General features: G+C 69.7%; 21 protein-coding genes and 1 pseudogene. 14 read left to right on the top strand and 8 right to left on the bottom strand.

Going from position 1 to position 25643, the window contains the following annotated elements; translation table 11 throughout:
- Positions 1–22 precede the first annotated feature (22 nt).
- Together ABT009_RS08920 and ABT009_RS08915 are read right to left on the bottom strand one after the other, a co-directional pair.
- Positions 23–2587 (bottom strand): ABC transporter permease, encoded by a 2565-nt coding sequence (locus tag ABT009_RS08920; protein WP_351291096.1) that lies wholly within the window; start codon positions 2585–2587, stop codon positions 23–25.
- An 11-nt stretch (positions 2588–2598) separates the two neighbouring features.
- Positions 2599–3450: an ABC transporter ATP-binding protein gene (locus ABT009_RS08915; protein ID WP_351291094.1), complete on the bottom strand. Its 852-nt coding sequence runs from the start codon at positions 3448–3450 to the stop codon at positions 2599–2601.
- A gap of 174 nt (positions 3451–3624) precedes the next feature.
- Here ABT009_RS08915 and ABT009_RS08910 point away from each other — a divergent pair, with 174 nt between their 5' ends.
- From ABT009_RS08910 to ABT009_RS08860, 11 genes are all read left to right on the top strand, one after another.
- A complete protein-coding gene (locus tag ABT009_RS08910; protein ID WP_351291092.1) occupies positions 3625–3852 on the top strand; it encodes an antitoxin in 228 nt (75 codons plus the stop codon).
- A 37-nt stretch (positions 3853–3889) separates the two neighbouring features.
- Positions 3890–4228, top strand: coding sequence for a fic family toxin-antitoxin system, toxin component (locus ABT009_RS08905; RefSeq protein ID WP_351291339.1), 339 nt, complete (start codon positions 3890–3892; stop codon positions 4226–4228).
- A 270-nt stretch (positions 4229–4498) separates the two neighbouring features.
- Positions 4499–5620 (top strand): DUF3344 domain-containing protein, encoded by a 1122-nt coding sequence (locus ABT009_RS08900; protein WP_351291090.1) that lies wholly within the window; start codon positions 4499–4501, stop codon positions 5618–5620.
- Positions 5621–5741: 121 nt separating this feature from the next.
- On the top strand, positions 5742–6860 hold the full coding sequence (locus ABT009_RS08895) for a glycosyltransferase (RefSeq protein WP_502989837.1): 1119 nt from the start codon (positions 5742–5744) through the stop codon (positions 6858–6860).
- The gene (locus tag ABT009_RS08890) at positions 6857–8350 is read left to right on the top strand and encodes an exopolysaccharide biosynthesis polyprenyl glycosylphosphotransferase (protein ID WP_351291087.1); all 1494 of its coding nucleotides are present in this window, start codon (positions 6857–6859) and stop codon (positions 8348–8350) included. Before ABT009_RS08895 ends, ABT009_RS08890 begins: the two co-directional genes overlap by 4 nt.
- Positions 8351–8397: 47 nt before the next feature.
- Positions 8398–9714, top strand: a complete 1317-nt coding sequence (locus ABT009_RS08885) for an O-antigen ligase family protein (protein WP_351291337.1) — start codon at positions 8398–8400, stop codon at positions 9712–9714.
- On the top strand, positions 9711–11384 hold the full coding sequence (murJ, locus tag ABT009_RS08880; protein ID WP_351291085.1) for a murein biosynthesis integral membrane protein MurJ: 1674 nt from the start codon (positions 9711–9713) through the stop codon (positions 11382–11384). Before ABT009_RS08885 ends, murJ begins: the two co-directional genes overlap by 4 nt.
- Complete coding sequence (locus tag ABT009_RS08875) at positions 11374–12147, top strand: polysaccharide deacetylase family protein (protein ID WP_351291083.1); 774 nt, start codon at positions 11374–11376, stop codon at positions 12145–12147. Before murJ ends, ABT009_RS08875 begins: the two co-directional genes overlap by 11 nt.
- Complete coding sequence (locus ABT009_RS08870) at positions 12144–13289, top strand: glycosyltransferase (RefSeq protein ID WP_351291081.1); 1146 nt, start codon at positions 12144–12146, stop codon at positions 13287–13289. The genes ABT009_RS08875 and ABT009_RS08870 overlap by 4 nt, the downstream gene beginning before the upstream one ends.
- 8 nt (positions 13290–13297) lie before the next feature.
- The gene (locus ABT009_RS08865) at positions 13298–13972 is read left to right on the top strand and encodes a YveK family protein (RefSeq protein WP_351291079.1); all 675 of its coding nucleotides are present in this window, start codon (positions 13298–13300) and stop codon (positions 13970–13972) included.
- Positions 13972–15129, top strand: coding sequence for a GNAT family N-acetyltransferase (locus ABT009_RS08860; protein WP_351291077.1), 1158 nt, complete (start codon positions 13972–13974; stop codon positions 15127–15129). Before ABT009_RS08865 ends, ABT009_RS08860 begins: the two co-directional genes overlap by 1 nt.
- A 29-nt stretch (positions 15130–15158) precedes the next feature.
- Here the strand turns inward: ABT009_RS08860 and ABT009_RS08855 are convergent, their stop codons facing one another.
- The gene (locus tag ABT009_RS08855; protein WP_502989836.1) at positions 15159–16325 is read right to left on the bottom strand and encodes a glycoside hydrolase family 26 protein; all 1167 of its coding nucleotides are present in this window, start codon (positions 16323–16325) and stop codon (positions 15159–15161) included.
- Between the two features lie 149 nt (positions 16326–16474).
- Here ABT009_RS08855 and ABT009_RS08850 point away from each other — a divergent pair, with 149 nt between their 5' ends.
- The 3 genes from ABT009_RS08850 to ABT009_RS08840 all read left to right on the top strand — a co-directional run bounded on the left by ABT009_RS08850 (position 16475) and on the right by ABT009_RS08840 (position 20339).
- Positions 16475–17842, top strand: a complete 1368-nt coding sequence (locus tag ABT009_RS08850) for a carboxylate--amine ligase (RefSeq protein ID WP_351291076.1) — start codon at positions 16475–16477, stop codon at positions 17840–17842.
- Between the two features lie 20 nt (positions 17843–17862).
- Complete coding sequence (locus tag ABT009_RS08845; RefSeq protein WP_351291075.1) at positions 17863–19119, top strand: NAD(P)-binding domain-containing protein; 1257 nt, start codon at positions 17863–17865, stop codon at positions 19117–19119.
- 218 nt (positions 19120–19337) lie between these two features.
- The gene (locus ABT009_RS08840; RefSeq protein ID WP_351291074.1) at positions 19338–20339 is read left to right on the top strand and encodes an LCP family protein; all 1002 of its coding nucleotides are present in this window, start codon (positions 19338–19340) and stop codon (positions 20337–20339) included.
- Positions 20340–20387: 48 nt separating this feature from the next.
- Here the strand turns inward: ABT009_RS08840 and ABT009_RS08835 are convergent, their stop codons facing one another.
- From ABT009_RS08835 to bioD, 5 genes and pseudogenes are all read right to left on the bottom strand, one after another.
- Positions 20388–21677, bottom strand: coding sequence for a cytochrome P450 (locus ABT009_RS08835; protein WP_351291072.1), 1290 nt, complete (start codon positions 21675–21677; stop codon positions 20388–20390).
- A 218-nt stretch (positions 21678–21895) separates the two neighbouring features.
- Entirely contained in the window at positions 21896–22567 is a 672-nt protein-coding gene (locus ABT009_RS08830) for a class I SAM-dependent methyltransferase (RefSeq protein WP_351291070.1), read from the bottom strand.
- Between the two features lie 415 nt (positions 22568–22982).
- Positions 22983–23510: a chaplin family protein gene (locus tag ABT009_RS08825; RefSeq protein WP_351291335.1), complete on the bottom strand. Its 528-nt coding sequence runs from the start codon at positions 23508–23510 to the stop codon at positions 22983–22985.
- 262 nt (positions 23511–23772) lie between these two features.
- Positions 23773–23958, bottom strand: a pseudogene (locus ABT009_RS08820) (chaplin); the annotation flags it as partial.
- 757 nt (positions 23959–24715) lie between these two features.
- Positions 24716–25486, bottom strand: coding sequence for a dethiobiotin synthase (gene bioD, locus ABT009_RS08815; RefSeq protein WP_351291068.1), 771 nt, complete (start codon positions 25484–25486; stop codon positions 24716–24718).
- Positions 25487–25643: the final 157 nt, after the last annotated feature.

Raw genomic sequence — 25643 nt, 5'->3', positions numbered from 1 at the left:
GGGCGTACTGGTCGCGAGTACATCACTCGTGCGCGATGGCCGCCAGCACATTCATGCGCGAGGCGCGCAGCGCGGGCAGCAGTGCCGCCACGATGCCGACGACCGCCGAACCCACCACGACGGCGACGATCGTCCCCCACGGGATCGCGAACGCCGTCATGCCCTCGAGCGCCAGCACCTGCTGAATGGCGACACCCCACACCAGCCCGAGGCCGAGGCCCAGCACCGCGCCGAACACCGCGATCACCACCGACTCCAGCCGGATCATCCGGCGCAGCTGGCGGCGGCCGAGCCCGATGGCGCGCAGCAGTCCGATCTCGCGGGTGCGCTCGACGACCGACAGCGCCAGGGTGTTGACGACCCCGAGCACCGCGATGATGATCGCCAGCCCGAGCAGCGCGTACACGAGGTAGAGCATCACCGCGATCTGGTCGTGGACCAGGTCCTTGTAGTCGGCCTGGTCACGGACCTGGACCTGCGGATACGGGTCGAGGGCCTTGTCGAGCCGCGCGCGCAGGGTGTCGGGTTCCGTGCCCGGAGCGGCGTTCACGTAGAGCGCGGAATCCTGGCCGCCGGGGACGTACTTCTCGAGCGTGCCGAGGCCCATGAAGATCCCGCCCTGCATGCCGAAGCTGTCCGAGCCGCCCTGGTCGGTGAGCGCCCCTACCTTCAGGTCGGCTGTGCGTCCGGCCGGGAACTCCACCGGCAGCGTGGCGCCGACCCGCACGCCGTGCTCCTTGGCGAAGTCCCCGTCCATGGCGATGCTGCCGGACGCGAGGGCGGTGGCCGTGTCCCCTTCGGCGTACGTGATGTGGGCGACGTCGTCGAGCTGCGCGTCGTAGCCCGAGGCTGTGGACTCGACCCGCTTGCCGTCCGGGAGCCGCACCGCGAGGGGTGCGAAGCGCTGGCGCACGACCAGACCCGCCCCGTCGGTGGCGCGCACCTTGTCGGTGATCTCCCTCGGGAACGGCGTGAAGTTGCTGTTCTGCACGATGAAATCGGCGCCCAGCGTCTTGTCGATCTGCTGGTCGAAGGACTTGGTCATCGACGCGCTCGCCACGGACATGCCGCCCACCAGGGCGAGCCCCACCATCAGTGCCGCCGCCGTCGCGCCGGTGCGACGCGGGTTGCGCAGCGCGTTGCGCTGGCTCATCCGGCCCACCGGCCCGAAGAGCGCGGGAAACGCGCCGCCGAGCACGCGGATCAGCGGACGCACGAGCAGCGGACCGGCGATCACGGTGGCGATGAGCGTGAGCACGACGCCGAGCCCGAGCAGCGGTGCGGCCTGCCCCGTCTTGTCGGCCGACGCGCAGCCTACGAGGGCGGCGCCGCCGGCCACGGCGAACACCGAACCCAGCACCGCACGCAGCCTGAGCGGCCGCCCCGCATCGGCGATCTCGGCGTCGGCTAGGGCCGCCATCGGCGAGACCCGCGCGGCCCTGCGGGCCGGAAGGTACGCCGCGACGAACGTGACGCCGACCCCGACGACGTATGCGGCGACGGGTGTGGCCCAGCCGATCACCATCTCGGTGGACTTCAGGTTCATGCCGATCTGGCCCATCAGCGCGATCAGCCCGAAGGCCAGCCCGATGCCGACGCCCAGGCCGACCGTCGAACTGACCAGCCCCAGCAGCAGCGCCTCGGTGAGCACGGACCGGCGCACCTGCCGCCGGTCGGCGCCCAGCGCACGCAGCAGCCCCAGTTCACGGGTGCGCTGGGCGATCAGCATCGAGAAGGTGTTGACGATCAGGAAGACGCCCACGAGCACGGCGATGCCCGCGAAGCCGAGCATCACGTACTTGATGACGTCGAGGAAGCCGCCCAGCTGGGCCGCGGAGGACTCGGCCTCCTCGCCCGCGGTCTTCAGCTCGTACGTCGAGCCCAGCACACCGGCGATGCGCGCCTTGAGCTCCTTGTCGCTCACGCCGGGGGCCGCGTCCACGGAGATGCCCGTGGCCACGTCCTCGCTGCCCAGCAGCTTGCTCTGCGCGGTCGGCGTGTCGAGGAAGACCAGCGCGGCGCCCGGATTGGTGGTGGTGAACGTGGCGATGCCGACGACCTCGACCTTGAACGAGCCCGGCGCGGCCAGCACGGTGAGGGTGTCGCCGATCTGCACATGCTTCTTCTCGGCGGTGTCCGCGTCGAGCAGCGCCTCGCCCGGGCCTCGCGGTGCATGACCCGAGGTCAGTTCGACCGGGCTGCGCTCGGTCACGTACCAGTTGGTGGCTATGGTGGGGGCGCCCGTGGTCGGGCCCACGGGTTCGTTCCTGTCGTCGACGACCGTGATGTTCTCGACCTCGGCGTCGACATGGGCGGCGGCGACTCCGTCGATCTTCGCCACCTTGTCCACGAGATCCGCCGGGACGGTCGGGATGTTCCCCGAAGGCACGGCCTCGTTGAGGTCCTCCTTCGGACCGACCTTCACATCCGCGGCGGTGGAGGCGAAGAGCCGGTCGAACGTCCGGCTCACCGTGTCCGAGAAGATCAGGCTGCCCGAGACGAAAGCCACCGACAGCACGATGGCCAGCGCGGAGAGCAGCAGCCGCCCCTTGTGCGCGAGGAAACTCCTGAGCGTCGCCTTCAGCACGGATGCCCGCCTCAGTCCTTGCGCAGGGGATCGAGTACATCGCTGGAGCCGCCCGCCGTCCGGGTGGTGTCGAAGCCGGGCGGCTGCGCGCCTCCCCCGGAGAAGAGGCGCATGCGTTCCAGTACGGCCTCCGCCGTGGGCTCCGGCATCTCGTCGACGATCCGGCCGTCCGCGAGGAACAGCACCAGATCGGAGTGGGCGGCCGCGCCGGGATCGTGGGTCACCATCACCACCGTCTGACCGAGCTGGTCGACCGCCTCGCGCAGAAAACCCAGCACCTCCAGGCCCGCCCGTGAGTCGAGGTTGCCCGTGGGTTCGTCCGCGAAGATCAGCTCGGGACGGGAGGCGAGCGCCCGCGCGCAGGCCACGCGCTGCTGCTGTCCGCCGGACAGCTGCGCGGGCCGGTGCCCCAGTCGGTCGCGCAGCCCCAGCGTGTCGATGACCTGGTCGAGCCAGGCGGGGTCGGGGGTGCGGCCCGCGATGTCCATCGGCAGCGTGATGTTCTCGGCGGCGTCGAGGGTCGGGATGAGGTTGAACGACTGGAAGATGAAGCCGATCCGGTCCCTGCGCAGCCGCGTCAGCTCGCGGTCCTTGAGGCCGGTGATCTCGGTGTCGCCGAGCCACACCTGGCCCGCGGAGACCGTGTCGAGCCCCGCCAGGCAGTGCATCAGCGTCGACTTTCCGGAGCCGGACGGGCCCATGACCGCCGTGAAGCGTCCGCGCGCGATGTCGACGTCGACCGAGTCGAGTGCGCGCACCGTCGTCTCGCCGGATCCGTACGCCTTGGTCAGGGCGCGGGCACGGGCGGCGACCCCGTCGGCGTCCGCGCGGTCTGGAGCCGTGTCTGCAGCCGGTGTGGACAAGGCCGCCTCCTGTCGTGGCCGTCCGTTTCCCCTACGCCGACAGAGCGTAGTGTGAGGCGCCGCACACTTGGTATCCGTCCGAAGTCGGTGACCCCGAGGTGTATGTAAGGGGCACCTTCACGATGGCCCTGTGTGCTCTTGCCGGTGCTAGCAGGTGCGCGCTAGCTTCGGAGTATGGCCAAGACCCAGTTGAACGTACGCGTGGACGAGGACACCGCACGGGCCGCGCGCGAACGCGCACTCGCGCGCGGGATGAGCGTCAACCGCTACATCGAAGAACTGGTCAAACAGGACACCGGCGAGGTCGGGCACACGTTCGTGGAGGCGGCGTCCGACTTCATGAAGCAGTACGAATCCGTCTTCGCGGAGGAGTTCGGCTCGGAGCGTGAAGGTCGTCGCTGAGCCGTTGAACGTGAAGATCGATCTTGCCTGGCTCCTCATGATCGCCGAACAGAAGACTCCCGGAGACCCCCAGGTCACCGACTGGGGCGCCCTCGTCGCCGCCGTCAGCCGGCACGAGGCGGAGATCTTCGGCATCCCCGTCTACGACAACCCGCACGCCCGGGCCGCAGCGCTCCTCCAGCTCCTGCTGCACATCCCGGCGCTCGAACGCTCCAACGCGTTGTTCGCGTCGGCCGTCGCGTACGCCTATCTCGTCGCCAGCGGCCTCAAGGTCGTCACGCCGCCGGAGCAGGTCCGCGACCTGGCCCAGCTGGTGAAGAACGGCGACGCCACCCTGCACGACATCGCGGCCGAACTGCGCCAGTGGAGCCTGTAGGCACACTCGGGCATCGGTGCCGCCCTGCAGTGGGGGCCACGGTGATGCGCGAGGACGGCTGCGTACAGATCGCCGGCCGAATCAAGGACACGATCATCCGGGGGATGTCTCCGGGCCCGGAGCGGTGCGTCGTGCCCAGTAACGCCTAGGCCTTCGGCGCTTCCGGGCGCCCTCCAAATGGCGGCACGAGTGAGATTTGCGTGCTTTCCAACTTGCTCTCTGACAAAGTGCACTACTGCTTGGTCATTTTGAGCGAAAAGGGAAGCGGTCATGGGAAAGTCGACGGGTCTCGCTGTGCGGTATGCCCTGGTTGTATTGTCATACGTGACGCTTTCGCCCACGCTTCTCTCGGCGCCTGCCTTCTCTGTTCCGCGGGAATCGGGGAGGGAATCAGAGCAGACATCAGCCAGGATCCCCTTCACGCAGCGCTATCACTCGGTACAGCGCGGCGGGATTGTCCGGGCCGCCAACTCCGCCATCACCTGTCAGGTCGCGCATGATCCTGCGGCCGCCTCGTGCGCGGAGGTTCAGCGAGGCGCACAGGAGGGCGTCAACGGCGACTTCGACATGCTCTACACCGACGTCGACGACGACCCCAACACCTACAACTCGAGCCGCGCCGAGCTGGCCCTGCCGGCCCACTCCCGGGTCAGCTACGCCCGGCTGTACTGGGGAGGCAATCTGCGGGTCGGTGAGCAGAAGCCGCCCAAGGACAACGGGCGGGTGCTCTTCGCCGAGCCGGGTGGGGAGTACAAGGAGGTGCTGGCGGACACCCCTGTCGCCCACCGCACAGCCGGTGGCAGCGATGCGTTCCAGGCCTCGGCCGATGTCACTCCGCTGGTACGCCAGAGCGAGGCAGGCCGGTACACCGTGGCCCAGATCAATGTCGCCAAGGGACACTCGGCGGTCGGCGCCTGGGGCGGCTGGACACTCGTGGTCGCCTATGAGAACGAGCAGCAACCGCTGCGGAACCTCGCCGTCTGGGACGGATTCGAAACGCTCGGCGCGGCCGGTAGGACTCAGTCCGTGAAGCTGGCCGGTCTCGACATCCCCGCCGGGGCAACCGGTCGGGCCGGCGTCGTCTCGTACGACGGGGACCGCTCCGTGAAGGGCGACGCGCTGAGCGTCACCACAGGTCGATTCCGGCCGGTCAGCCTCAGCAATTCCGCTAATCCGGCGAACAATGTGATGAATTCGACCATCACGGATTTCGGTCGCCCTGTGATCAAACGGCAGCCCGATTATGTGAATACTCTGGGATATGACTCCGACGTATTCGACCTGAAGCCTGCTCTCTCCCATGGCGGGGACAGCTTGAACTTCCGCTTCTCCGCCGAAAGTGGCGAGTATTTCCTCGGCGCACTCTTCGTACAAGCGGATTCGCGACGCTGAAACGTTTCTTCCCGCGCTCCTCGGTGCCCGATCGCCGGGCCAGGTACAAAGAGAGCCGCACTTGTTGCCAAAAAGTAGAACCGCGAACCACCGGCTGACGGTTTTTCACCTGGTTCAGCCGGTGGAAGGGGGAGTCGCTCGCGTGGTCACCGACCTCGTAGGGGCCCAAGTCCTGGAAGGAATCAGGGTCGTTGTGGCCTGTCCGCCGGGCACCGGTTTTTCATCGGCGCTCGCCGACGCGGGCGCTGAGGTCCACGCATGGCAGGCCGGCCGCGCCCCGGGCCCCGGACTGCCCGGGGAGACGGCGTCCGTATCCCGTCTGATCCGCGTGAGAAGGCCCGATGTGGTCCATGCGCACAGCTCCAAGGCCGGTCTCGCCGCGCGGCTCGCTGTGCGTGGGTGCATCCCGACGGTGTTCCAGCCCCACGCCTGGTCCTTCGAGGCGGTGGGCGGCGCGACAGCGCGCGTCGCGCTGGCCTGGGAGCGGTACGCCGCCCGGTGGGCGGAGTGCATCCTGTGCGTCAGCGAGGCCGAACGCAGGGCCGGCGAAGCAGCCGGAATCGCCGCCCGCTGGACGGTGATCCGCAACGGTGTCGACCTTCGTTGGTTCGGTGCCGACGACACCACGGCGCCCTCCTTAGAAGAAACGATTCTTCAGCTGTCTCGCACCCCCGCGCAGGGCCCCGTGGTCGTCTGCGTCGGCCGCCTGTGCCGGCAGAAGGGCCAGGACGTACTCCTGCGGGCGTGGCCCGAGATCGCCCGCGCGGTTCCCGACGCCCGGCTGGTGCTGGTCGGTGACGGCCCGGACCGCGAGCGATTGCGGACACTCGCCTCATCCGGAGTCCTCTTCGCCGGAGCGGTCGACGGCGCTCGTGACTGGATGCGGGCCGCCGACGTCGTCGTCCTGCCCTCCCGCTGGGAAGGCATGGCCCTGGCCCCGCTCGAAGCCATGGCCTGTGGCCGCCCTGTCGTCCTCACCGATGTCAGCGGGGCCAGGGAGAGCCTGCCACCGGGCCATGACCGCCACTGCCTCGTACCGCCGGACGATCCGCGGGCGCTGGCGGACGCCGTCGGCCGGCTGCTGAAGAACCATCGGCTGCGGGACTCCCTGGGCCGCCAGGCCCGCTCCCATGCACGGGCGAACTTCGATGTGCAGTACACGGTCACCGCGGTCTCGGAGCTGTACCGGCAGCTCCTCGGCCTGCCCCAACTCACGACGACGGAGCGCATCAGCAGATGACGATGGACAGCACACGTGCTCCCCATGTGGGCCAGGTCGGTGGTCAGGCAACTCCGGTACGGCGCCTGGCCCCCTCGGTCCACCCGCCGCGCAGCTCCTTTGACAACCTGCTGCCCGAGCCGCTGAGACCCAGACGGTTGCGGCATCGCCGTACCGCCGTCCCCCTCTTCGCCGTCGACGTCCTCGCCCTGGTCCTCACCGCCGCTGTGGTGCCAGGGCCGCAGCGGCCGGCGGCCGTGCTCGTACCGCTGCTGATGCTGCATGTGGCGCTGCACACCCGCCGAGGTCTTTACCGGCGGCGGCTGTCGACGTCGGCACTTCTCGAACTGCCCGCACTGCTCGGCCATGCGCTGATCCTGTGGTGCATGGCGGCAGCGGGCCTTGCGGCTGTCGGACCTCAGCACGTGCTGGGCTGGGAGGCGCTGGCCGCCGCGGTGACCGCGCAGACGCTCATCGGCTGCGCGGGCCGGAGCGTCGTCCACCAGTTCCAGCGCTGGTCGGACGCCCGGCACACCCGATCCACGCTGATCGTCGACGATGGAGCCTCCGCCCAACAGATCAGCTCTGTGCTGCGCGCACTCACCGGATACGGGATGCGCCCGGTGGGCCTGGTGAGATCCGGCCCGGCCGCCACCGCCGACAGCGAGGCCTCGGTGCTGCCTCTCCTGGCCGCCTATGAGGACATCGGCAGGGCCGTCGTCCAGACCACGGTGCGCCACGCCCTCTTCGTGCGGTCTGCCCACGCAGAACCCGAAGACCCCGCGCTCGTCCAGCTCTTCACCGAGCACGGCGTACAGATGTGGGTTGTCGACGCGGCAGTCCCCGCACAGCCGGCCGCACCGTCGGCCGCGCTGCCGGACCATCTGTGGGGTTTCGCCGTACGGCCCCTGCATCCCCGCCTCCACCACCCCGTAGCCCGCTGGAGCAAGCGCGGCCTCGACATCTGTCTGGCCGTCCTCGCCCTGCTCGCGGCCGCGCCCGTGATGGCGCTCTGCGCCCTGGCCGTCCGCATCTCCGACGGGCCAGGCGTCATCTTCCGGCAGGAGCGGACCGGGCAGGGCGGTCGTACCTTCACGCTGCTGAAGTTCCGGACCCTGCGCCCTGCGGACGAGTACGAGTCCGCCACCCGGTGGAGTGTCGCCATGGACCACCGGATGAGCCACGTCGGCAGTCTGCTGCGGCGGAACTCCCTCGATGAACTGCCGCAGTTGTGGAACGTACTGCGCGGGGACATGAGCCTGGTCGGGCCCCGGCCTGAACGCCCGTACTTCGTCTCGAAGTTCTCCCACACCTATCCGGGCTACCGGGCCAGACACCGTATGCCCGTCGGCATCACCGGTCTCGCCCAGGTCAACGGATTGCGCGGCGACACCTCCATCGAGGACCGTGCGCGCTTCGACAACCACTACATCGACACGTGGTCGCTCTGGCAGGACGTCTGCATCCTGCTCCGCACCGCAGGCTCGCTCTTCCGGCCGGGGGGAAGCTGACCTTGACCACCACCCTGCCGACCGCAACGCCGCTGCCCGCGCAGCGGATGTCCTCCCTCTCCCGCTGGTGGCCGCTCGCACCTGCGATCGCCCCCGTGCTCCTGTTGGCCGTACCCGTCGAGTACGGGGACGGATCGAGCACCTCCACCCATGTCTCCGTCGCCGATGTGGCGTCGGCGTTCCTGGTGCTGTTCTGCGCGTTACGTCTCCTGCGTCACCGGGCCCGCCCGCTGACGCCCGCCGCCGCCTTCGTCCTGGGCATCCCGGCGGCCGGCTTCGCCGTCGCCACCATCACCGCCGCCGATCCGGTCGCCGCCCTCCCCGGCTTCGTCCGCTACCTCCAGGTCTTCGTGTTGGTACCGACCGCCGTCGCACTTCTGCTCAGGGACGCCAGGGACTTCCGGGTGGTGGCCGGATCCTTCGTCGTACTCGCCCTGATCCAGGGGGTCTTGGGCGTCCACCAGTACGTGACCGGCACCGGCGCCTCCTACATGGGCTCGGACATCCGGGCGGTGGGCACCTTCGGGCCCACCGACGTCATGGGTATGGCGACGGTGGTCGCCTATGGACTGGTGATCGCCACCGGTCTCGCGCTCCGCCCCGCGCATGACGCGCCGCGCTGGCTGCGCCCCGCAGCGGTGGCCACCGCCGTGGCCCTCACCGTCCCTCTCGCGCTCTCCTTCAGCCGGGGAGCGTGGATCGCGACACTGCTCGGGGGCGTCGCGGTCATGCTGCTCGCCGGCCTGCGGCAGGCGGCGCGCGCGCTGGCGGCGGTGGTCGCCGTCACGGTCGTACTCGTCGGCGGCTTCGGTGTCGGCTCCCAGGCCATCTCGACGCGGCTCAGCAGCATCACGCAGGTCACCGACGCTCCCGACCAGTCGGTCACCGACCGGTACGCCATGTGGGCCGCCGCAGTGAGCATGTGGCGCGAGGAGCCCGCGACCGGAGTGGGCCTCAAAGGGTTTCCCGCCCACCGCGACGGCCACTCCTCGCTCGGGCTCTCCGCGGCCAGCGACACCGCGGGAGCGGGCCGGGCCTTCCAGCGCCAGCCCCTGCTCTCGCCGCACAACATGTATCTGCTGGTCCTCAGCGAGCAGGGCCTCGTCGGCGCCACCGCGCTGATCGGCAGCTGGGCCGCACTGCTGGTGGGAGGGGTGCGCCGGCTGGCCGGAGCGCGTAGATCCCGTAAGGCCGCCGTGGACTGCGGACTGATGGCCATGGGGCTGATGATCTGGCAGACCGTCGACTTCCTGTACGCGGACATCGGCGGTCCTTCGACCGCCCTCACCGGCATCGTGCTCGGCCTCATTGCGTGGTGGGCGCTGGTTGAGCCCGAGACGTCGAGCACGTCGAGCAGCGTATGAACGAAGCGACAACGGGCATGGGCCCGGGCGCCGACATCCGTCTGACTGTGCCGCCGCCGGCCGTCGTGCTCTACCCGTCGAAGCGCCCGCCGGGGCCGCCACGACTGGGACGGGCGCTGGCCAGGGCCGCGGCGGTCACCGCCGCTCTGACGGTGGCGGGATCGCTGCTGGGTCTGGTCCGCGACCAGACCATTGCGCGCCTCTTCGGCGCGGGCACCGACAGCGACGCGTTCCTGATCGCCTGGACCGTGCCGGAGATGGCGTCGACGCTGCTCATCGAGGACGCGATGGCGCTGGTGCTGGTCCCGGCCTTCAGCCACGCGCTCGCCAGGCGTGCGGCGGGGGACTCCCCGGACCCCGTACGCAGCCTGGTGTCCGCCACGCTGCCACGGCTGTTCATGCTGCTGTCGTGTGCCGCCGGGGCGCTGATCCTGGGTGCGCAGGTGGTCGTGGAGATCCTGGCGCCTGGGCTCACCCGTCCCCAACTCGCCGTGAATTGCACCCGGTTGACGGCCATCACCGTGCTCACCTTCGGAATCAGCGGCTACATCAGTGCGGCGCTGCGGGCCCACCGAAGTTTTCTGCCGCCGGCCGCGATCTACGTCGCGTACAACGTCGGCATCATCGTGACCATGGTGCTGCTGCACTCCCTGTGGGGTGTACGGGCCGCGGCGGCCGGAGTCGCCGCAGGCAGCGCGCTGATGGTACTGGTTCAACTGCCCGCCTTCGTACGGCATGTGGCCGTGAAGCGGCGTCGGAGAAGGTCCCGCCGCCATGGCGGCCGTGCCCCGGTCCGTACCGCACGTCCCGCGCTCCTCGGCTCCGGCGTCCTCGCGCCCGTCATCCTCTTCGCCGTCTGCCGCCAGTCCCAGGTCCTGATCGAACGCTTCCTCGCGTCCTCGCTCCCGGCCGGAGCCATCTCGCATCTGAACTACGCGCAGAAGGTCGCGCAGATGCCCATGGTGCTGTCCTTGATGATCTGTACGGTGACCTTCCCCGTGGTCGCCCGGGCGGTGGCCGACGGGGACGAGGCCGGTGCCCGCCACCGGGTCGAGCGCGATCTGGTACTGGCCGCCGTCGTGGTGCTCCTGGGCACCGCCCTCGTGGTCGGCTATGCCCCCCAGGTGATCGAAGTCCTCTTCCAGCGTGGTGCGTTCAGTGCCCAGGACACCGCCGCCACCGCCTCCGTCATGCGTGTCTACGCACTCGGACTGCTGGGCCACTGCCTCGTCGGCGCGCTGGTCAGGCCCTTCTTCTCGGCGTCGCGTCCCATCTGGTACCCGGCCGCCGCGATGGCCGCCGGACTGCTGATCACCACCGTCGCCGGCGCCTTCGCGGTCCACCCGTGGGGTGTGTACGGCATCGCCGCAGCCAACGCCCTCGGCATCACCGTGACGGCGCTGCTCCTCCTGAGCGGTCTCGGCTCGCGCGTGGTCCCCATCCATGTACGCGGCGTCACCGCGGCCCTCGGCCGGCTGACCGTCGCGGCCGTCGCGGCCGCCGCCGCGGGCTGGCTGCTCGCGCCGCTCGTGCCGGGCCCGCTGCTGAGCCTGGGCCTCGGGTGCCTGCTGGTGCCCGGCGTCTTCGCCGTCAGTGTGCTCGTCCTGCGCGGCCCGAACGTCGCCGAACTGCTCGACCTCACCAAACAAAGGTTCCGCCATGCCCGTTGACACGGCGTCGTGCGACGCCGCCCCGCTCGCGCCGGGCCCCCGCGCCCCGCGCACACAGCCCTGGATCCTGCTGTACCACTCGGTGGCCGACCCGACCGACGACCCGTACGGCATCACCGTCGCCCCCGAGCGCCTCGAGTATCAACTGCGCTGGCTGCGGCGCAGAGGACTGACCGGCGTCGGCGTCGGCACCCTGATGCGCGCCCACGCGGCCGGCCGTGCCCGGGGTCTGGTGGGGCTGACCTTCGACGACGGCTACACCGACTTCATCGACCATGCGCTGCCGCTGCTGCAACGACATGGCTGCACCGCGACCGTGTTCGTCCTGCCCGGCAGGCTCGGCGGCGACAACGCCTGGGACCCGCTGGGCCCGCGCAGGCCGCTGCTGACCGAGGCGGGAATCCGGGCCGTGGCCGCCGCGGGCATGGAGATCGGCTCGCACGGCCGGTACCACAAGGACCTCACCGCGGCCACCACGGACGAACTGCGCAAGGAGACGCGCGGGAGCCGCGAACGGCTCCGCCAGATCACCGGCGTCGCCCCGCAGGGCTTCTGCTACCCGTACGGCACCATCGACCAGCGGGCCGTGGAGGCCGTACGCAACGCCGGTTACGCCTATGGCTGCGCCATCACCCCGGGCCCGCTCGGCAGCGACCACGCCCTGCCGCGCACCCACATCAGCCACGCGGACCGCGGCCTGCGGCTGCACACCAAGCGGCTGCAGCACCGCTTCCGGCAGCTGACGCGTGGTGACCTCCGATGAAGGCCCTGCACATCATCACCGGTCTCGGCGTCGGCGGCGCCGAACAGCAACTGCGCCTGCTGCTGCGCCATCTGCCCATCCACTGCGACGTGGTCACCCTCACCAACCCGGGACCCGTCGCCGAAGGGCTGCGTGCCGACGGTGTGTCCGTCACGCACCTGGCGATGAACGGCAACCGCGACCTCGCCGCGCTGCCCAGGCTGGCCCGGCTCATCAGACGGGGAAAGTACGACCTGGTCCACACCCACCTCTACCGCGCCTGTGTGTACGGGCGGATCGCAGCCCGTATGGCCGGCGTCCGCGCCACGATCGCCACCGAACACTCCCTGGGCGAGCGGCAGATCGAAGGGCGGCCCCTCACCCGGGGGAACCGCGCCCTGTATCTGAGGACGGAGAAGCTCGGCTCGGCGACGGTGGCCGTCTCGGCGACCGTCGCTCACCGGCTGCGCAATTGGGGGGTGCCCGCCCAGCGCATCCACCTCGTGCCGAACGGAATCGACGCGGAGAGCCTCCGCTTCGACCAGGGAACCAGGATCACCACCCGCGCACAGCTCTCCATCCCGGCGGGCGCCTTCGTCGTGGGAGGCGTCGGCAGGCTCGTGCCCGGCAAGCGCTTCGAGCTGCTGGTACGGGCCGTCGCCGCCATCCCCGATTCCCGTCTGGTGCTGGCGGGGGACGGACCGGAGCGGACCGCGCTGAGTACCCTCGCCCGGCGGCTCGGCGCTGCCGACCGTATCCGGTTCCTCGGCGAATGCGATGCGCTCGGGGACGGCCCCGATCGGGGCGTCCCCGGAATCCCCGCCGTGCTCAGCGCCCTTGACGTCTTCGTCTCCGCCTCTGAGGAGGAGTCGTTCGGGCTCGCCGTCGTCGAGGCGCTCGCGGCCGGGCTGCCGGCCCTGCACGTCGCCTGCCCTGCCATCGAAGATCTGCCCGGGGCCCTGGCGCCCGGGGCCATCCGGGTCGCCGGGCGTGCCGACGCGCTGGAGGCGGCGCTGCGGCTCCAGATGTCCGTGGAAGCGCGCCGCCTTCAGCCGCCCCCCGTCGTTCGCCACTACGACATCGTGCGCAGCGCCAGAAGCCTCCTGGACGTGTACACGCGCGCCGTCGCCTCCGCCCCGTCCACTGACGCAACGAAGAAGTGAGCGCCCCCATGGCCGAGTTGTCCCAGGAAAAGACCACCCTTCCCCGGCGGACCAGCCCACGCCGGAGGAAGTTCACCCTCCTGCCCGCCTGGTGGCCGCTGGCCCTGCTCATCCTCATCGGTGTGGTGGGAGGGGCCTCCTACAGCGCGCGAGTAGCGCCGGAGTACGCCGCCACCACCTATCTCGTCGTGGTGCCCGCCAAGGGTGCCGACCCCGCCACCGCCCTCGGCTTCGCCCAGGCCTATGGCCGTATCTCCACCAGCACGTCGACCCTCGCCTATGCCCAGACCGCGGACGGCGTACCGGACAAGTTGCCGGCCAGCCAGGTCCAGGCCGAGACCTCGCCGGATTCACCGGTGATCGAAATCACCGGGACCTCCACCGATCCGGACGAGTCCGCCAACATCGCCAACGCGGTCGCCGATGCCCTCATGCGCAGCGGCAACGGGGCAGCGAAGGACACTGGCGTCCGGCTGGTGGACTTCTCGCCGGCTATCGCGCCCGCCAAGCCCGTCTCCCCGTCGCTACCGGTCGACATCGCCGTCGGCGGCTGTGCGGGCGGCGTCATCGGCGCTCTCGTACTTCTCGTGCGGCCCCGGCGCGAGCAGTGGACCGCGAGCACCCCGGTCCCCGCTCCTGCCCGGTCGGGCGAGCCCGCCGCCAAGGCGAAGGAACACATCTGATGGCCACGGCGACCGGAGCAGGACCGGGCTATGCCGTGACGCTGTGCCGCGACGACCGGGAGTTCGCCGAGCTGGAGGAGGAGTGGGGCAGGCTGCACCGCCGCGGCGCAGCAGCCACCCCGTTCCAGAGCCACTCCTGGTTGCACTCCTGGTGGCTCTCGTACGGCACACCGGGCCGGCTGCGCGTCGTCCTCGTACGGCGCGGCGGGACACTGGTCGGGGCCGCTCCCCTCATGCTCGTACACCGTCCGCTGCCCCTGCTGGTGACGCTGGGCGGCGGTATCTCCGATTTCTCCGACATCCTCGTCGACGACTCACACGCGCCCGGCGCCCTGGACGCGCTGGCCGCCGGACTGCGCCGCGCCGGGCGCCATGCGGTGATCGATCTGCGTGAGGTACGTCCCGGAGCTGCGGCGGAGCGGTTGTTCGACGTCTGGCCGGGGGCGCGGCGCAGGCTCAGCGACTCGGTCTGTCTGGAGCTGCCCGCCGAGCCCATCGACGAGCTGATGAAGCGGCTCGCATCCTCGCGGGCCCAGCGCGTACGGGCCAAGTTGCGCAAGGTCGATGCGTTGCGCATCGAGGAACACGCCGTTGCCGAGCACGAAGTCCCCCGCACCATCCGCGAATTGCTGCGCCTTCACGAGCTGCAGTGGCGCGGGCGGGGTATCACCCCCGAGCACCTCAAGCCCCGCTTCGCCGAGCATCTGACGCGGGCCACCCGGCGCATGGTCAGGGACGGGGACGCGGCGCTGACGGAGTACCGGCTGGACGGCGCGGTGGTGGCGGCCAATGTGACGCTCCAGTCCGCGCAGCTCACCGGCGGCTATCTGTACGGCGCCGACCCGGAACTCCGTACCAGGAAGGTCGACGTCGCGACCATGCTGCTGCGACGCGACGCACAGCACGCAGTGGAGACGGGCCGGACGGTCATCAGCCTGCTCCGCGGCACGGAACCGTACAAGAGCCACTGGCGTCCGGCCACCGTCACCAACCAGCGGCTGCTTCTGGCCCCGTCCGCGCTGGCGCCGATGCTGAGCCTGTACGCGGCGCAGCTGGCCGGCCGCGACCGGGCGACCGAGGTACTGCGCTCGCTCGTCCCTGCGGTGCGGGAGTGGCGCGTCAAGCTCAACAACTGGCGGGCAGGTGGCGGGCGGTGACCCGCAACCAAGCGCCGGGCGCCGCCTCCTCAGTCATCCCGCCGACCGACGCGCCCACACATTTTGCGGGGCTTCGCCGCCAACGCGGCCCAGTCATCCGGACCGATCGGGATGCACCCCCCGGTCGTATTGACGCCCGACGCTGTGAGCTCCTTGGCCGGCACCCGCTTGGGCTTGGCCGGCTCCGACATCTTGGCGCGGTAGACCCTCGAGGCGTCGGGGTTCTCGTCACACTGCCACACACCGTGCGGGCAGTAGTCCGTGATCGACTGGTAGAGCGGCTTGTGCGCGTCGAACCATTCGAGCATCCGGCGCATGTACACGGCATTGTCGCCGTTGCGGAAAAGACCCCATTCGGGATAGGAGATCGGCTTCTTGTGCGCTGCCGCGAAGTCGACTTGCGCCTGCAGCCCGTAGGGTCCGTTCACCTGCTCGTCGAAGGTTCTGGCCGGGGGCTGGTCGTACGAGTCCATCCCGATGATGTCGACCGTGTCGTCACCCGGATAACACCGGGTCCAGGGAACCGCGTCCGTTCCGCGGCTGGGTGCGAAGTCGAATCTGAATTTCTGCCCCGGGACGGAGCGCATGGCGTTGACGATGCGATTCCAGTACGCCTTCCAGGACTCCGGGTCCGGGCCGCAGCGATGCGTATAGGTGGTCCCGTTCATCTCCCAGCCCAGGACGACGATCGTGTCGGGAACTCCAAGACGCACCAGCCGCACGGCGAGCTTGCGGTAGTGGTCGTCGAAGTCTCCCCGCGCGCCCTGCCTGAGGAGCGAACGGACCTCGTCGTCGGAGAGGTTGTCCTCATTGCGCTCGAGCATGGGCACATTGAGCACGAACATCCGGTCGGCCTCGGCCCGCCGCCAGCTCGCCCAGGCCCGCAGATAGCCCGGCCGACCCTCGATGTTGGACCAGACGTCACCCGGCAGGTAGGTATGGCCGACCCGCAGATTCGCTCCCCCCAGCCAGCGGGACAGCTCGCCCATGCGCTCCACGCCGGCCGGGCCGTAGTCCAGGTACGCGCCCACGGCAGGCTCCGAAGCCCGGGGCGGGGCCGGCTTCTGAACGGGTGCGGATTTTGCGGGCGGCGGGCTGTGGGGCGCCGGATCTCCGAATCCCAATCTGATGATGAGAAGACCGGCGGCTACGGTCCCGATGCAGGTGACCATCAGCCGACGGCGTTGGTGAAACATCGGCCCCTCCTCCTGATGGCAAGCGAATCAGCGGATTCATAGGCCTTTTCCCAAACAATCCTATTAATAGGCGGCTTGGGCGCTCTGCGGAGCCCATTCGTGACTTTTATACCCCGTCCCATTCCATCCAGGTGAAAGACGTGACTTGAATGCCACCGTTCGGCGCCGGGGTACCCGCCCTGCTCGTTCGACTCGACCCGAATCCCCTGCACCACGGCACCCTCGGAGCGGTCAGGTCACTGGGCCGCGCAGGAGTGGAAGTCCATGCCGTTGTCGAATCGGCCGACAGCCCGGTCACCAGGTCCCGATATCTGCACCGGTCGCACCCCAGGCCGGAAGGCGCCATCACGCCGGACCTCTTTCACCGGACGCTGCTTCGGATCTCCGACGAGATCGGGAAACCAGCAGTGCTGATCGCGATGGACGACATCACCGCCATCCATATCGCGGCACTCGCTCCTCGTCTCACCGGGCGCTATCTCCTGCCGGAGCAGCCGCCGGACCTGCCGGCGCGCCTTGCCGACAAGGAGGAACTCGCCGGGCTGTGCGAGCGCCTGGGGATCCCGCATCCGGCCATGGTCATCCCCGCCAGCGCTGCCGAGGCCGCAGCGGCGCCCTGCGAGCTGGGGCTGCCCATGGTGGCGAAGTGGAGCCGCCCCTGGCTGCTCACCGCCGGTTCAGGACTGCGCAGCACGACCCTCGTGCACACGGCGGCCGACGCGGTGCGGCTGCACGAACAGGGTGATGCGGCGGGCAGCCGCCTGCTGCTCCAGCGCTATCTGCCGTACAGGCCGGACAGCGACTGGTTCTTCCATGGCTACTTCGCAGACCAGCACCGCTGTCTGATGGGCGGAACGGGCCAGAAGGTGCTCTCCTGGCCGCTCCGTACCGGACTGACGGCGCTGGGCAGATGGCAGCCCAACCCGGAGGTGGAGCAGGCCGCCCTGCGGCTCGCCGCCCATGTCGGGTACCGCGGAATCCTCGATCTCGACTTCCGTTGGGACGAATCCACCGGCACCTTCCACCTGCTGGACTTCAATCCGCGTCTCGGCGCCCAGTTCCGTCTCTTCACCGACCAAGACGGCCTCGATGTCGTACGGGCGCAGTACCTGGACCTGACGGGTCGTCCCGTGCCCAGGCCCCGCAGCAGGCCGGGACGGGTCTTCGCCGCCGAGAACTACACCCTGCTCTCGCTGGTGGCCTCCGCAGGCCGCGCTTGGCCGTTCAGGACGGCAGGGTCGGACAGCAGCCGGTCCGCCGGATGCCGGCCTGGTGGCGCCGGCCCCGTGAACAGGCGCGGCGGCACCGAGAGCGCCTGGTTCGCGGCCGATGACATCGCCCCCTTCCTGTCCATGGCGGCGGTGTGGTTCGGCAGGGGACTGCGCAAAGGCAGGAACCGTCTGCGAGGACCGGGCGTACGGACTCCGCCCCGGCGCGGCAGGGCCGTGCCCGTCCCGCGCGCCACGGGCGACGACGGCTCCGCCTCTCACCCCGACAGCGCGTCCATGCCACGATGAGAAAGCACGAGGAACGAATCATGTACGACCTGGCAGTCATTGGGGCCGGCCCTTACGGGCTGTCCATCGCTTCGCACGCGGCCGCGGCCGGACTGAGGACCCGGGTGCTCGGCAGGCCGATGGCGTCGTGGCGCGATCACATGCCGCGGGGCATGTTCCTCAAGTCGGAACCCTGGTCGTCCAATCTGTCCGACCCCTCGGGCAGCCACACCCTCGATGCCTACTGCGCCTCCCGCGAGTTGCGGCCCAGCCATGGCAAGCCGCTGGCCATCAGCACCTTCACCGAGTACGGCATGTGGTTCGCCGAGCGGGCGGCGCCACCGGTCGAGGAGCACACCGTCACGCGGGTGCGCCCCACCCGCTCCGGATTCCGTATCGAGACGGCTGAGGGCGAGCCGTTCTCTGCGCGTACCGTGGCCCTGGCGGTGGGGGTCATGCCGTTCCTCAACATCCCCGCGCAGCTGAAGGGCCTTCCCGCCGACCGCTACTCCCACAGCAGCAGCCACCGGGACCTGAGCCGCTTCAGCAACAAGGAGGTCACCGTCGTCGGAGCCGGCCAGGCGGCGCTGGAGACCGCGGCCCTGCTCGCCGAGCACGGCGCCCAGGCGCGGCTCGTCGCCCGTGCGGGCCGGCTCAACTGGAACACGCCGCCGCAGCCGCTTCGCCGGGGGCTGCTGCGCTCGCTCCGCGAGCCGCACAGCGGGCTGGGGACGGGCTGGACCAGCTGGGTCTGGTCCGAGATCCCCGGATTCGTACGGCATCTTCCGGGTGCCGCCCGTGCCCATATCGCCGCCACGGCGCTCGGGCCCGCGGGCGCCTGGTGGCTGCGCGACCGATTCGAGCAGCAAGTGCCCGTAGAGCTGGGGCAGGAACTGCTCGGGGCCACCGAGGCGGGGGATCGTATCCGGCTGACGCTCACTGCTCCCGGTCGTGCGGGCGTCCGCACCGTCGAGACGGACCATGTCATCGCGGCCACCGGCTTCACCCCCGACCTCGGCAGGCTGGAGATGCTCGACGACCGCCTGCGGCGCTCGCTCGGCACCGTCGGCCGCACCAAATCCCCGGAGCTGAATGCGGGATTCGAGTCCTCGTATCCCGGCCTGTTCTTCGCGGGACTTCTCGCCGCGCCGTCGTTCGGCCCTTCCATGCGTTTCGTGTACGGGGCCACCTTCACGGCTGGACGGCTGGTACGCGGAGTCCAGCGCCGCCTGACGTCGTCCCAGGCACTCCGCTGGAGCCGGCACTGCACTCTCAACAGTAATTCCAGTCGGCTATAGGCGACTTGACGGATCTGATGCCCAGAGGGGCCCCGAACTGCAAAGAAAAGATTGCCGAGTCGGTGCCGGTTCCAACAGACGGCATGAAATAACGTTTCTCCCGTCGCAAGCAGTCTCTGTGAGGTTCAGGTCTTATGAATGAATTCTCCAGCACCCCGCAATCGAGCCTGCCTGTCAGGCGGAGGTGGGGAATCCCAGGCTGGACCGTTGCCGTCACCGTGCTCACTTCGGTGCTCGCGCTGGGCGCATTCCAGACAGACGACGTGATGTCGTCGCCAAAGCAGCCTGCCCCCAAGGCCCGCGCGATGAATGTGCTGCTTGTGGGCACGGACAACCGGGACACCGTCACGCAGGCGGAGAAGAAGCGGTACCACCTCGGCAATATCGGCTGCGGGTGTACGGACACGATGATGCTGGTCCATATCGCGCAAGACCGGAAGAGGGTCAGTGTCATCAGCCTCCCCCGCGACTCCCTCGCGCGGATTCCTGCCCACACCGACCGCACGGGGAAGAAGCACAAGAGCCACCTTGCGAAACTCAACTCGGCATACGCGGAGGGCGGCGCGGGCCTTTCCATGCGTACGGTCGAGAACATGACGGGCGTAAAGGTCGACCGGTTCCTGGCCGTCGACTTCTCCCGCTTCATGAAGACCGTCGATGAACTGGGTGGACTCGATATCTGCACCGACCGCAGGCTCAAGGACCCGGCGACCGCTCTCAACCTCCCTGTGGGCACGCACCACCTCAACGGCGGCGAGGCGCTGCAATACGCACGCTCCCGCAAGGTCGACAATCTTGCCGACTTCGGCCGTATTCAGCGGCAGCAGAAGTTCCTCGTCTCCTTCATCAAGGAGATCTCGAGCGATGGAACGTTGCAGAATCCGGTCCGCCTGGCGAAGCTGGGCTCGGTGCTGCTGCCCTCAGCCCGTACGGAGAGGGCCTTCACAGCGAAGGACATGCTGTCGCTGGCCAGGGACCTGCGGAACATCGACCTCGGCTCGCTGGAATTCGCCATCGTGCCCATCAAGGGATACGCCGATATCAAGGGCGTCGGCTCCACCATCACCTGGGACGAGGCGAAGTCCAGGATCGTGTTCAAGGCCGTACGTGCGAACAAGTCACTGGCCACGGCCAAGGCTGCGCTGCCCGCCGGAATTCACACCACCCCGAGCATGGGCGAGTTCGTCCCCGTCAAGGGCACCCGACTCGCCTGCAGATGACGCTGCTCGCCTGGGGCCCGGAGCTTTCGCTCCGGGCCCTTCGCGCTGTCAGGAGACCGGCGGGTCGAAGGTGAAGGGCAGGGCGCGCACCCGGTTGTCGAAGTTCGAGCCGACCAGATCGGGGATGCCCACGGCGCGCAGCGCCCGCGGTCGGCTCAGCAGCTCGCGGTACAGGCCCTTGATCTCCAGGCGCGCCAGATGTGCGCCCAGGCAGAAGTGCGGGCCACCGCCGCCGTATCCCAGATGCGGGTTGGGGGTGCGGGTGATGTCGAAGGCGTCAGGGTCGGTGAAGACCGCCTCGTCGCGGTTGGCGGATGCGTAGTAGAGGACCACTCTGTCCCCGGGGCGGAAGGTGCGCCCGCCCAGCGAGCACTCGGCCTTCACCGTCCTGCGGAACTGAATGATCGGCGTCGAGTGGCGTACGACCTCGTCGACCGCCCCATCCGCGTACCGGTCGAAGTCTGACGTCAGCAGGGCTCGTTGTTCAGGGTTCGAGGTCAGCAGCGTCAGCGCATGGGCGATGGCGTTACGTGTGGTCTCCACTCCGGCCACCATCAACAGCGAGAAGAACGAGCCGAGCTGACGTGCATTCAACTTCTGGCCGTCGACGTCTGCGCACACCAGGGCGGAGATGAGGTCCCCCGTGGGCTGACGGCGGCGTTCGCGGCCCAGCGTCGCCATCATCACGTGCATCCGGGCCAGCGCCCGCAGGCCCCGTCCCGGCATCCGCAGCCTGTCGCCGAGGGCGCGCTTGACGCCCACGTTCTCGGACGCGTGATTGATCCGCCCTGCGATCTCGGGCCGGTAGTGCTCCGGGATGCCCATGAGATTGCAGATGACCTCGAACGGCATACGCGAAGCCACCGACGCCACGAACTCGCCGGGCCGCTGCGCGATCATGTCGTCCACGATGCGGCCCGCGACCCGGCAGATGTCCTCCTCCGCGGCAGCGAGCAGCCGCGGGGTGAAGGCGCGGGAGACCACGCGCCGCAGCTGCGCGTGGTGCGGGCCGTCCAGGTTGACCATGGATTCGCCGAACAGGGATCTGACCCACCTGGCCGGCTCCGGGGTGGTGACGCCCGGAGCACTGGCGAACACCTGGGGCAGTCGGCTGGCCTGCACCACGTCGGCGTGTTTCACCAGCGCGTAGAAGCCCTGCTCCGGTCGGCGCCACGAGGCGGGACGCTCCACGAAGTACGCCGGCCGCTCGAGGCGCCTGAGCGACGCGAAGGCGTCCAGGCGTGCGGCCTGCGGTAGTTGCCAGAAAGACGGGTGGGCGAGATTCACATCATGCGGCTCTGGCGTGCGTCGCACGGCCGTCTGCGCCGGGACCCTCATGATCAGCTACCTCCCCGTACTTCCGGTGTTCAGGCGGCCATGGTGACGCATGGTGTGCGACCGCTCACAGTTCGTACTCCATCTGGAGGTGAAGTTCCCGCAGATGGCGGGAGGACATTCGCCCGGTCGGTCGAACGGGTGGTGTCGCTGCGGCCAGGCGAACCTTGTCCGAGTGACGCGCCGTCTGGGAGCGCGCCCTTCTCGTGGAGCGCCGTCGCCTATCCCGTCGAGGCCGGGCGGATGGCGGTGCCCAGCACACAGTACGAACTGGGCAGCCGCGGGCCCTTGTCAGGCACCAGCACGCGCCGGTACGGCCCGAGTTCGAACCCCGCGTCCCGCAGCGCCCCGATCGTGTCGCGCCCGACGTGGCAGCCGCCGAACAGCATCGGCCACACAGTGCGGTCGAGCGCGCGCTGCGTTACCGCCATCGCCCGGCCGCCACCCCGCCCGTGCTCGAAGAACCGCAGCTCGCCGCCGGGGCGCAGCACTCTGCGGATCTCGGCCAGCGCCCGCGGCACGTCCCGTACGCTGCACAGCACCAGTGAGACGACGGCCGCGTCGTACGCCTCGCTCTTGACAGGCAGCGCCTCCGCCGCGCCCGGCACCACGTCGACCGGTAGCTCGGCGCGCCGGGCCGCGGTCATCGCCAACTGCCGCAGCACACGCTCCGGTTCGATGGCCACGACCTCGGACACCGTGCGCGGATAGCGCGCGAAGTTGAGGCCGTTGCCTGCGCCGATCTCGATGACCCGCCCGCTCAGACCGGCGAGCAGCTCATCGCGGCGTGGCCCGACCGACGCCTCGGCCGCCACGCTGAGCTTCGCGTAGAAGCGGGCGAAGAGGGGATGGTGTACGACGTCCTTCGACGCCTTGGCGGAGCTCAGCGGCATGGGGACCTCCCGGCGCGGACGGTTCACTACCGATTGTGCCCCGCGACGGCGTACAGAGCGCTGTGCCGGGCTGCGCTGAGTCGTGAGTGTGTCGAAGGCGCCTGGCACCTTCGGGATCCAGGAGGACCGAGGTGCTGGAGTACTCAGAGGCGGGCGCCGACGGACAGCAGTCCGGTGAACGCCTTTTGCCATCCGGGGACTTGAGCCCCGAATGGGAAAGAGCACCCCGGTCCGCTATGGGTGCCTGGCCTTTGTTTCACCAACTCGCTATTGGACGTTCAGTTGGCATGGTGCCCCGGGCGAATCATGCGCCCGTGAAGGACCCGTTCCCGTTCCGGATCTGGGCTCCGGAACGGGAACGTCCTCCCGGTGCTGCCGGCGGCGGAACGCCAGTGCACCGCCTGCAGCGACCGTTTCAGTAGCGAGCCATGGCTCCGCCGCGCCGATCCAGCATCGCGCCGTCGGCCGGCAGCCCGCCTCCGGCAGCGGCGAGGCCTATCGAATCGCCCGCCGCGCCGGTCGCGGCCGGCGCGCCCAAGCTGTGCACCCGCGGGGCCGGGATCGAAGAGCCGCTCCGCGGGGATACGCCGAGCTCCCGTCCTTGTCCCCGCCCCTTGAGGGGGCCAGCCGGACTGGTGCGGGATCCTTGTCCCGCGCCGGAATCCGCTTCGGTGGACAGCGCCGCCGGTGACCCGTTGCCGGGCCCCGAACCGATCGGCCGCAGTGGCTCTGCCCCATCAGCGTCTTCGCTGTTGCGGCAGTGGCCCGCCTCTGCAGGATCGTTACTGCAGCAGTTGGTCGCGTCAGCGTCATCACTTCCGCACTTGCTGCTCACAGCGGGGTTGGCGGCGGCCACCACGTCCATGGTGTTGCCGCAGACGTCGACCGGCAGGTTCACCGGAACCCGGGTGTCGTTGCCGACAGAACGCCAGGCGAACCCGATGCCGATCCGGACGCATCCGCGTCCGCAGGGACGCGCGCGTCAGGCAGTGAGAGGAAGCCCGGTGCGGCCGCAGCCGCGAGCGTTCCTTCGCCGGTCACCCTGACGCAACTCAGCTGTTGTCCTCCTCGTCGCACGGGGGGCCGTCAGGGCCGTCGTGGCCGTCGTGGCCCTGGGGGCCGTCGTGGTCCTTGCCCCCGTCCCAGTAGGGCGGCTCGTCGTCGTTGAAGGGGGGCGGCCCGTCGTCGCCGTACGACCCTGACCCGTTCACACACGTGTTGCCGGCCGCCGGGTTCAGCAGACCAATGACGTTGATGGTGTTGCCGCACACGTTGATCGGCACATTGATGGGTACCTGGACGACGTTTCCGGAGAGGATGCCCGGGGACTGGGATGCGGAGCCGTTCGCATTGGCGTCGGCGAGTGCCGGAGACGCGACGCCCACGGCCATGAGCGCTCCGGCGACCAGTGTCCCGGTCTTCTTGAACTGCACGGATATTCCCTTTCTGCGGTCATGCCAATATGACAATAGGGCGAGCCGGACCTTGAACGACTCGAGTGATTCGCACCATGACCTGCAACCTGCCAAACGAGGAAGTGCGGGTGAGGAAACGTTTCGCCTAGTCGATTCGAAGCCGGATTCACCCGTATGCCGTCTAGGCACGAACGGTCGATTCCGTGCAATTTCCGCGAACGGAAATTGCGTACGCCAGACTGGCACGTCGTCGTCGCGCGGTGTTGACGCGACGCGCGGGCGCCCGCTCCGGGTTTACGCAAAAGAGAAATTCCGGCCCTGTCCTCTCGGCTTCCCCTCGGCTCGGGAATCCGGAATCCATGGCGCAGCAAGGCAGTTCAGCGCCCCAAGGTGGCTTGCTGCCTGCGGTGGGGGCGCACCGAACCATGGCCTCCGTTACCCGGCGAACGCGCTGCCCGGCAGTTTGATGGGTGCGCCGGGGCAGGCCCGGCAGGGGCGACCGGCACGGCCGCCCAGTAGGGCTCGCCATGCGGCTCAGCGTCCTTGTCGCGACCAACTCCTGGGCCTGCGCGGGGTCGTTCCGTAGCCCTTCGATCGCGCTTGCCCGGGCACGGACGCCTGGGCGTGCTGAATGCTCCCCGACAGCAACCGGGTCGCACTCGATCCGGGCCCGGATCCCGGCCTGCTCCGGGGAGTTGGCCGCCCAGGGGGCCAGCGGGTCGTCCCCGGTCCGTTACCGCAGCGGTGTGGCCGGCCCTGTGGGGCGCACCGTGACCGCCGCTTCGCGTGCCGCGAAGGCGGTCGCGTCCCAGGTGCCGCCCAGGCGTGGCGCCAGCCATGTCGAGGCCTGCGTGCGGAAGTCGGCGGGCGGACGGGCCGCGGCGCCGGCGGGTACCGCGCCCAGCAGCGGCGCTTCGGCCACGGAGGGAAGATCGGCGAGATTGCAGCGCGCCGCCAGGTCCGGTTCGTGCGGCCAGGAGCCGACGACCACGCCGGCCAGTACCAGTTCGCGCGCCCGCAGGGCCTCAGCCGTCAGCGTCGTGGTGTTGAGCGTGCCGAGCCCCGCGGACGCGACCAGCAGCACCGGCGCGCCCAACAACCGCGCCACATCTGCCAGTGTCGAGCCCGCGTCGTCGAGACGTACGAGCAGTCCGCCCGCCCCTTCGACCAGCACCAGGTCGTGGTCGGCGGCCAGCTTCCCGGCCGCCTCCGCGATCTCGGGAGCCGGCACCGACGGCAGACCCGACCGCCTGGCCGCGGTGTCCGGCGCCAACGGCTCGGGAAAGCGGGCAAGTTCGACCCGGGTGACGTCGCCCGCCAGGCGTACCACCTCGTCCACGTCGCCCGGCTCACCGGGCGCCACCCCGGTCTGCGCGGGCTTGAGCACCGCGACGGATCGTCCGGCCGCCCTCGCGGCGGCCGCCACCGCAGCCGTGGTCACCGTCTTGCCGACCTCGGTGCCCGTCCCCGTCACCACCAGAACCGCCATGTCGCTCCTACGCACCTTTCTCCCGCTCGGATGTGCCTTGCCGCCCGCTCAGCCCGTCACAGCCCTCCGGTCGTGCGGCTCGCTCTGCCGTCCGCTCAACCTGCCGCAGCAGCCCCGCCCCAACGTGTGTGCTGCGGCAGGCGGGGCAGGACTGCGCTGCCGGGCTGCCCGC

Origin of the sequence: Streptomyces sp. NPDC002896 (assembly GCF_040295225.1) — a bacterium.
Taxonomy (GTDB): domain Bacteria; phylum Actinomycetota; class Actinomycetes; order Streptomycetales; family Streptomycetaceae; genus Streptomyces.
The sequence above is the reverse complement of the archived record's forward strand: the minus strand, read 5'-3'. Positions and strand labels throughout refer to the sequence as shown.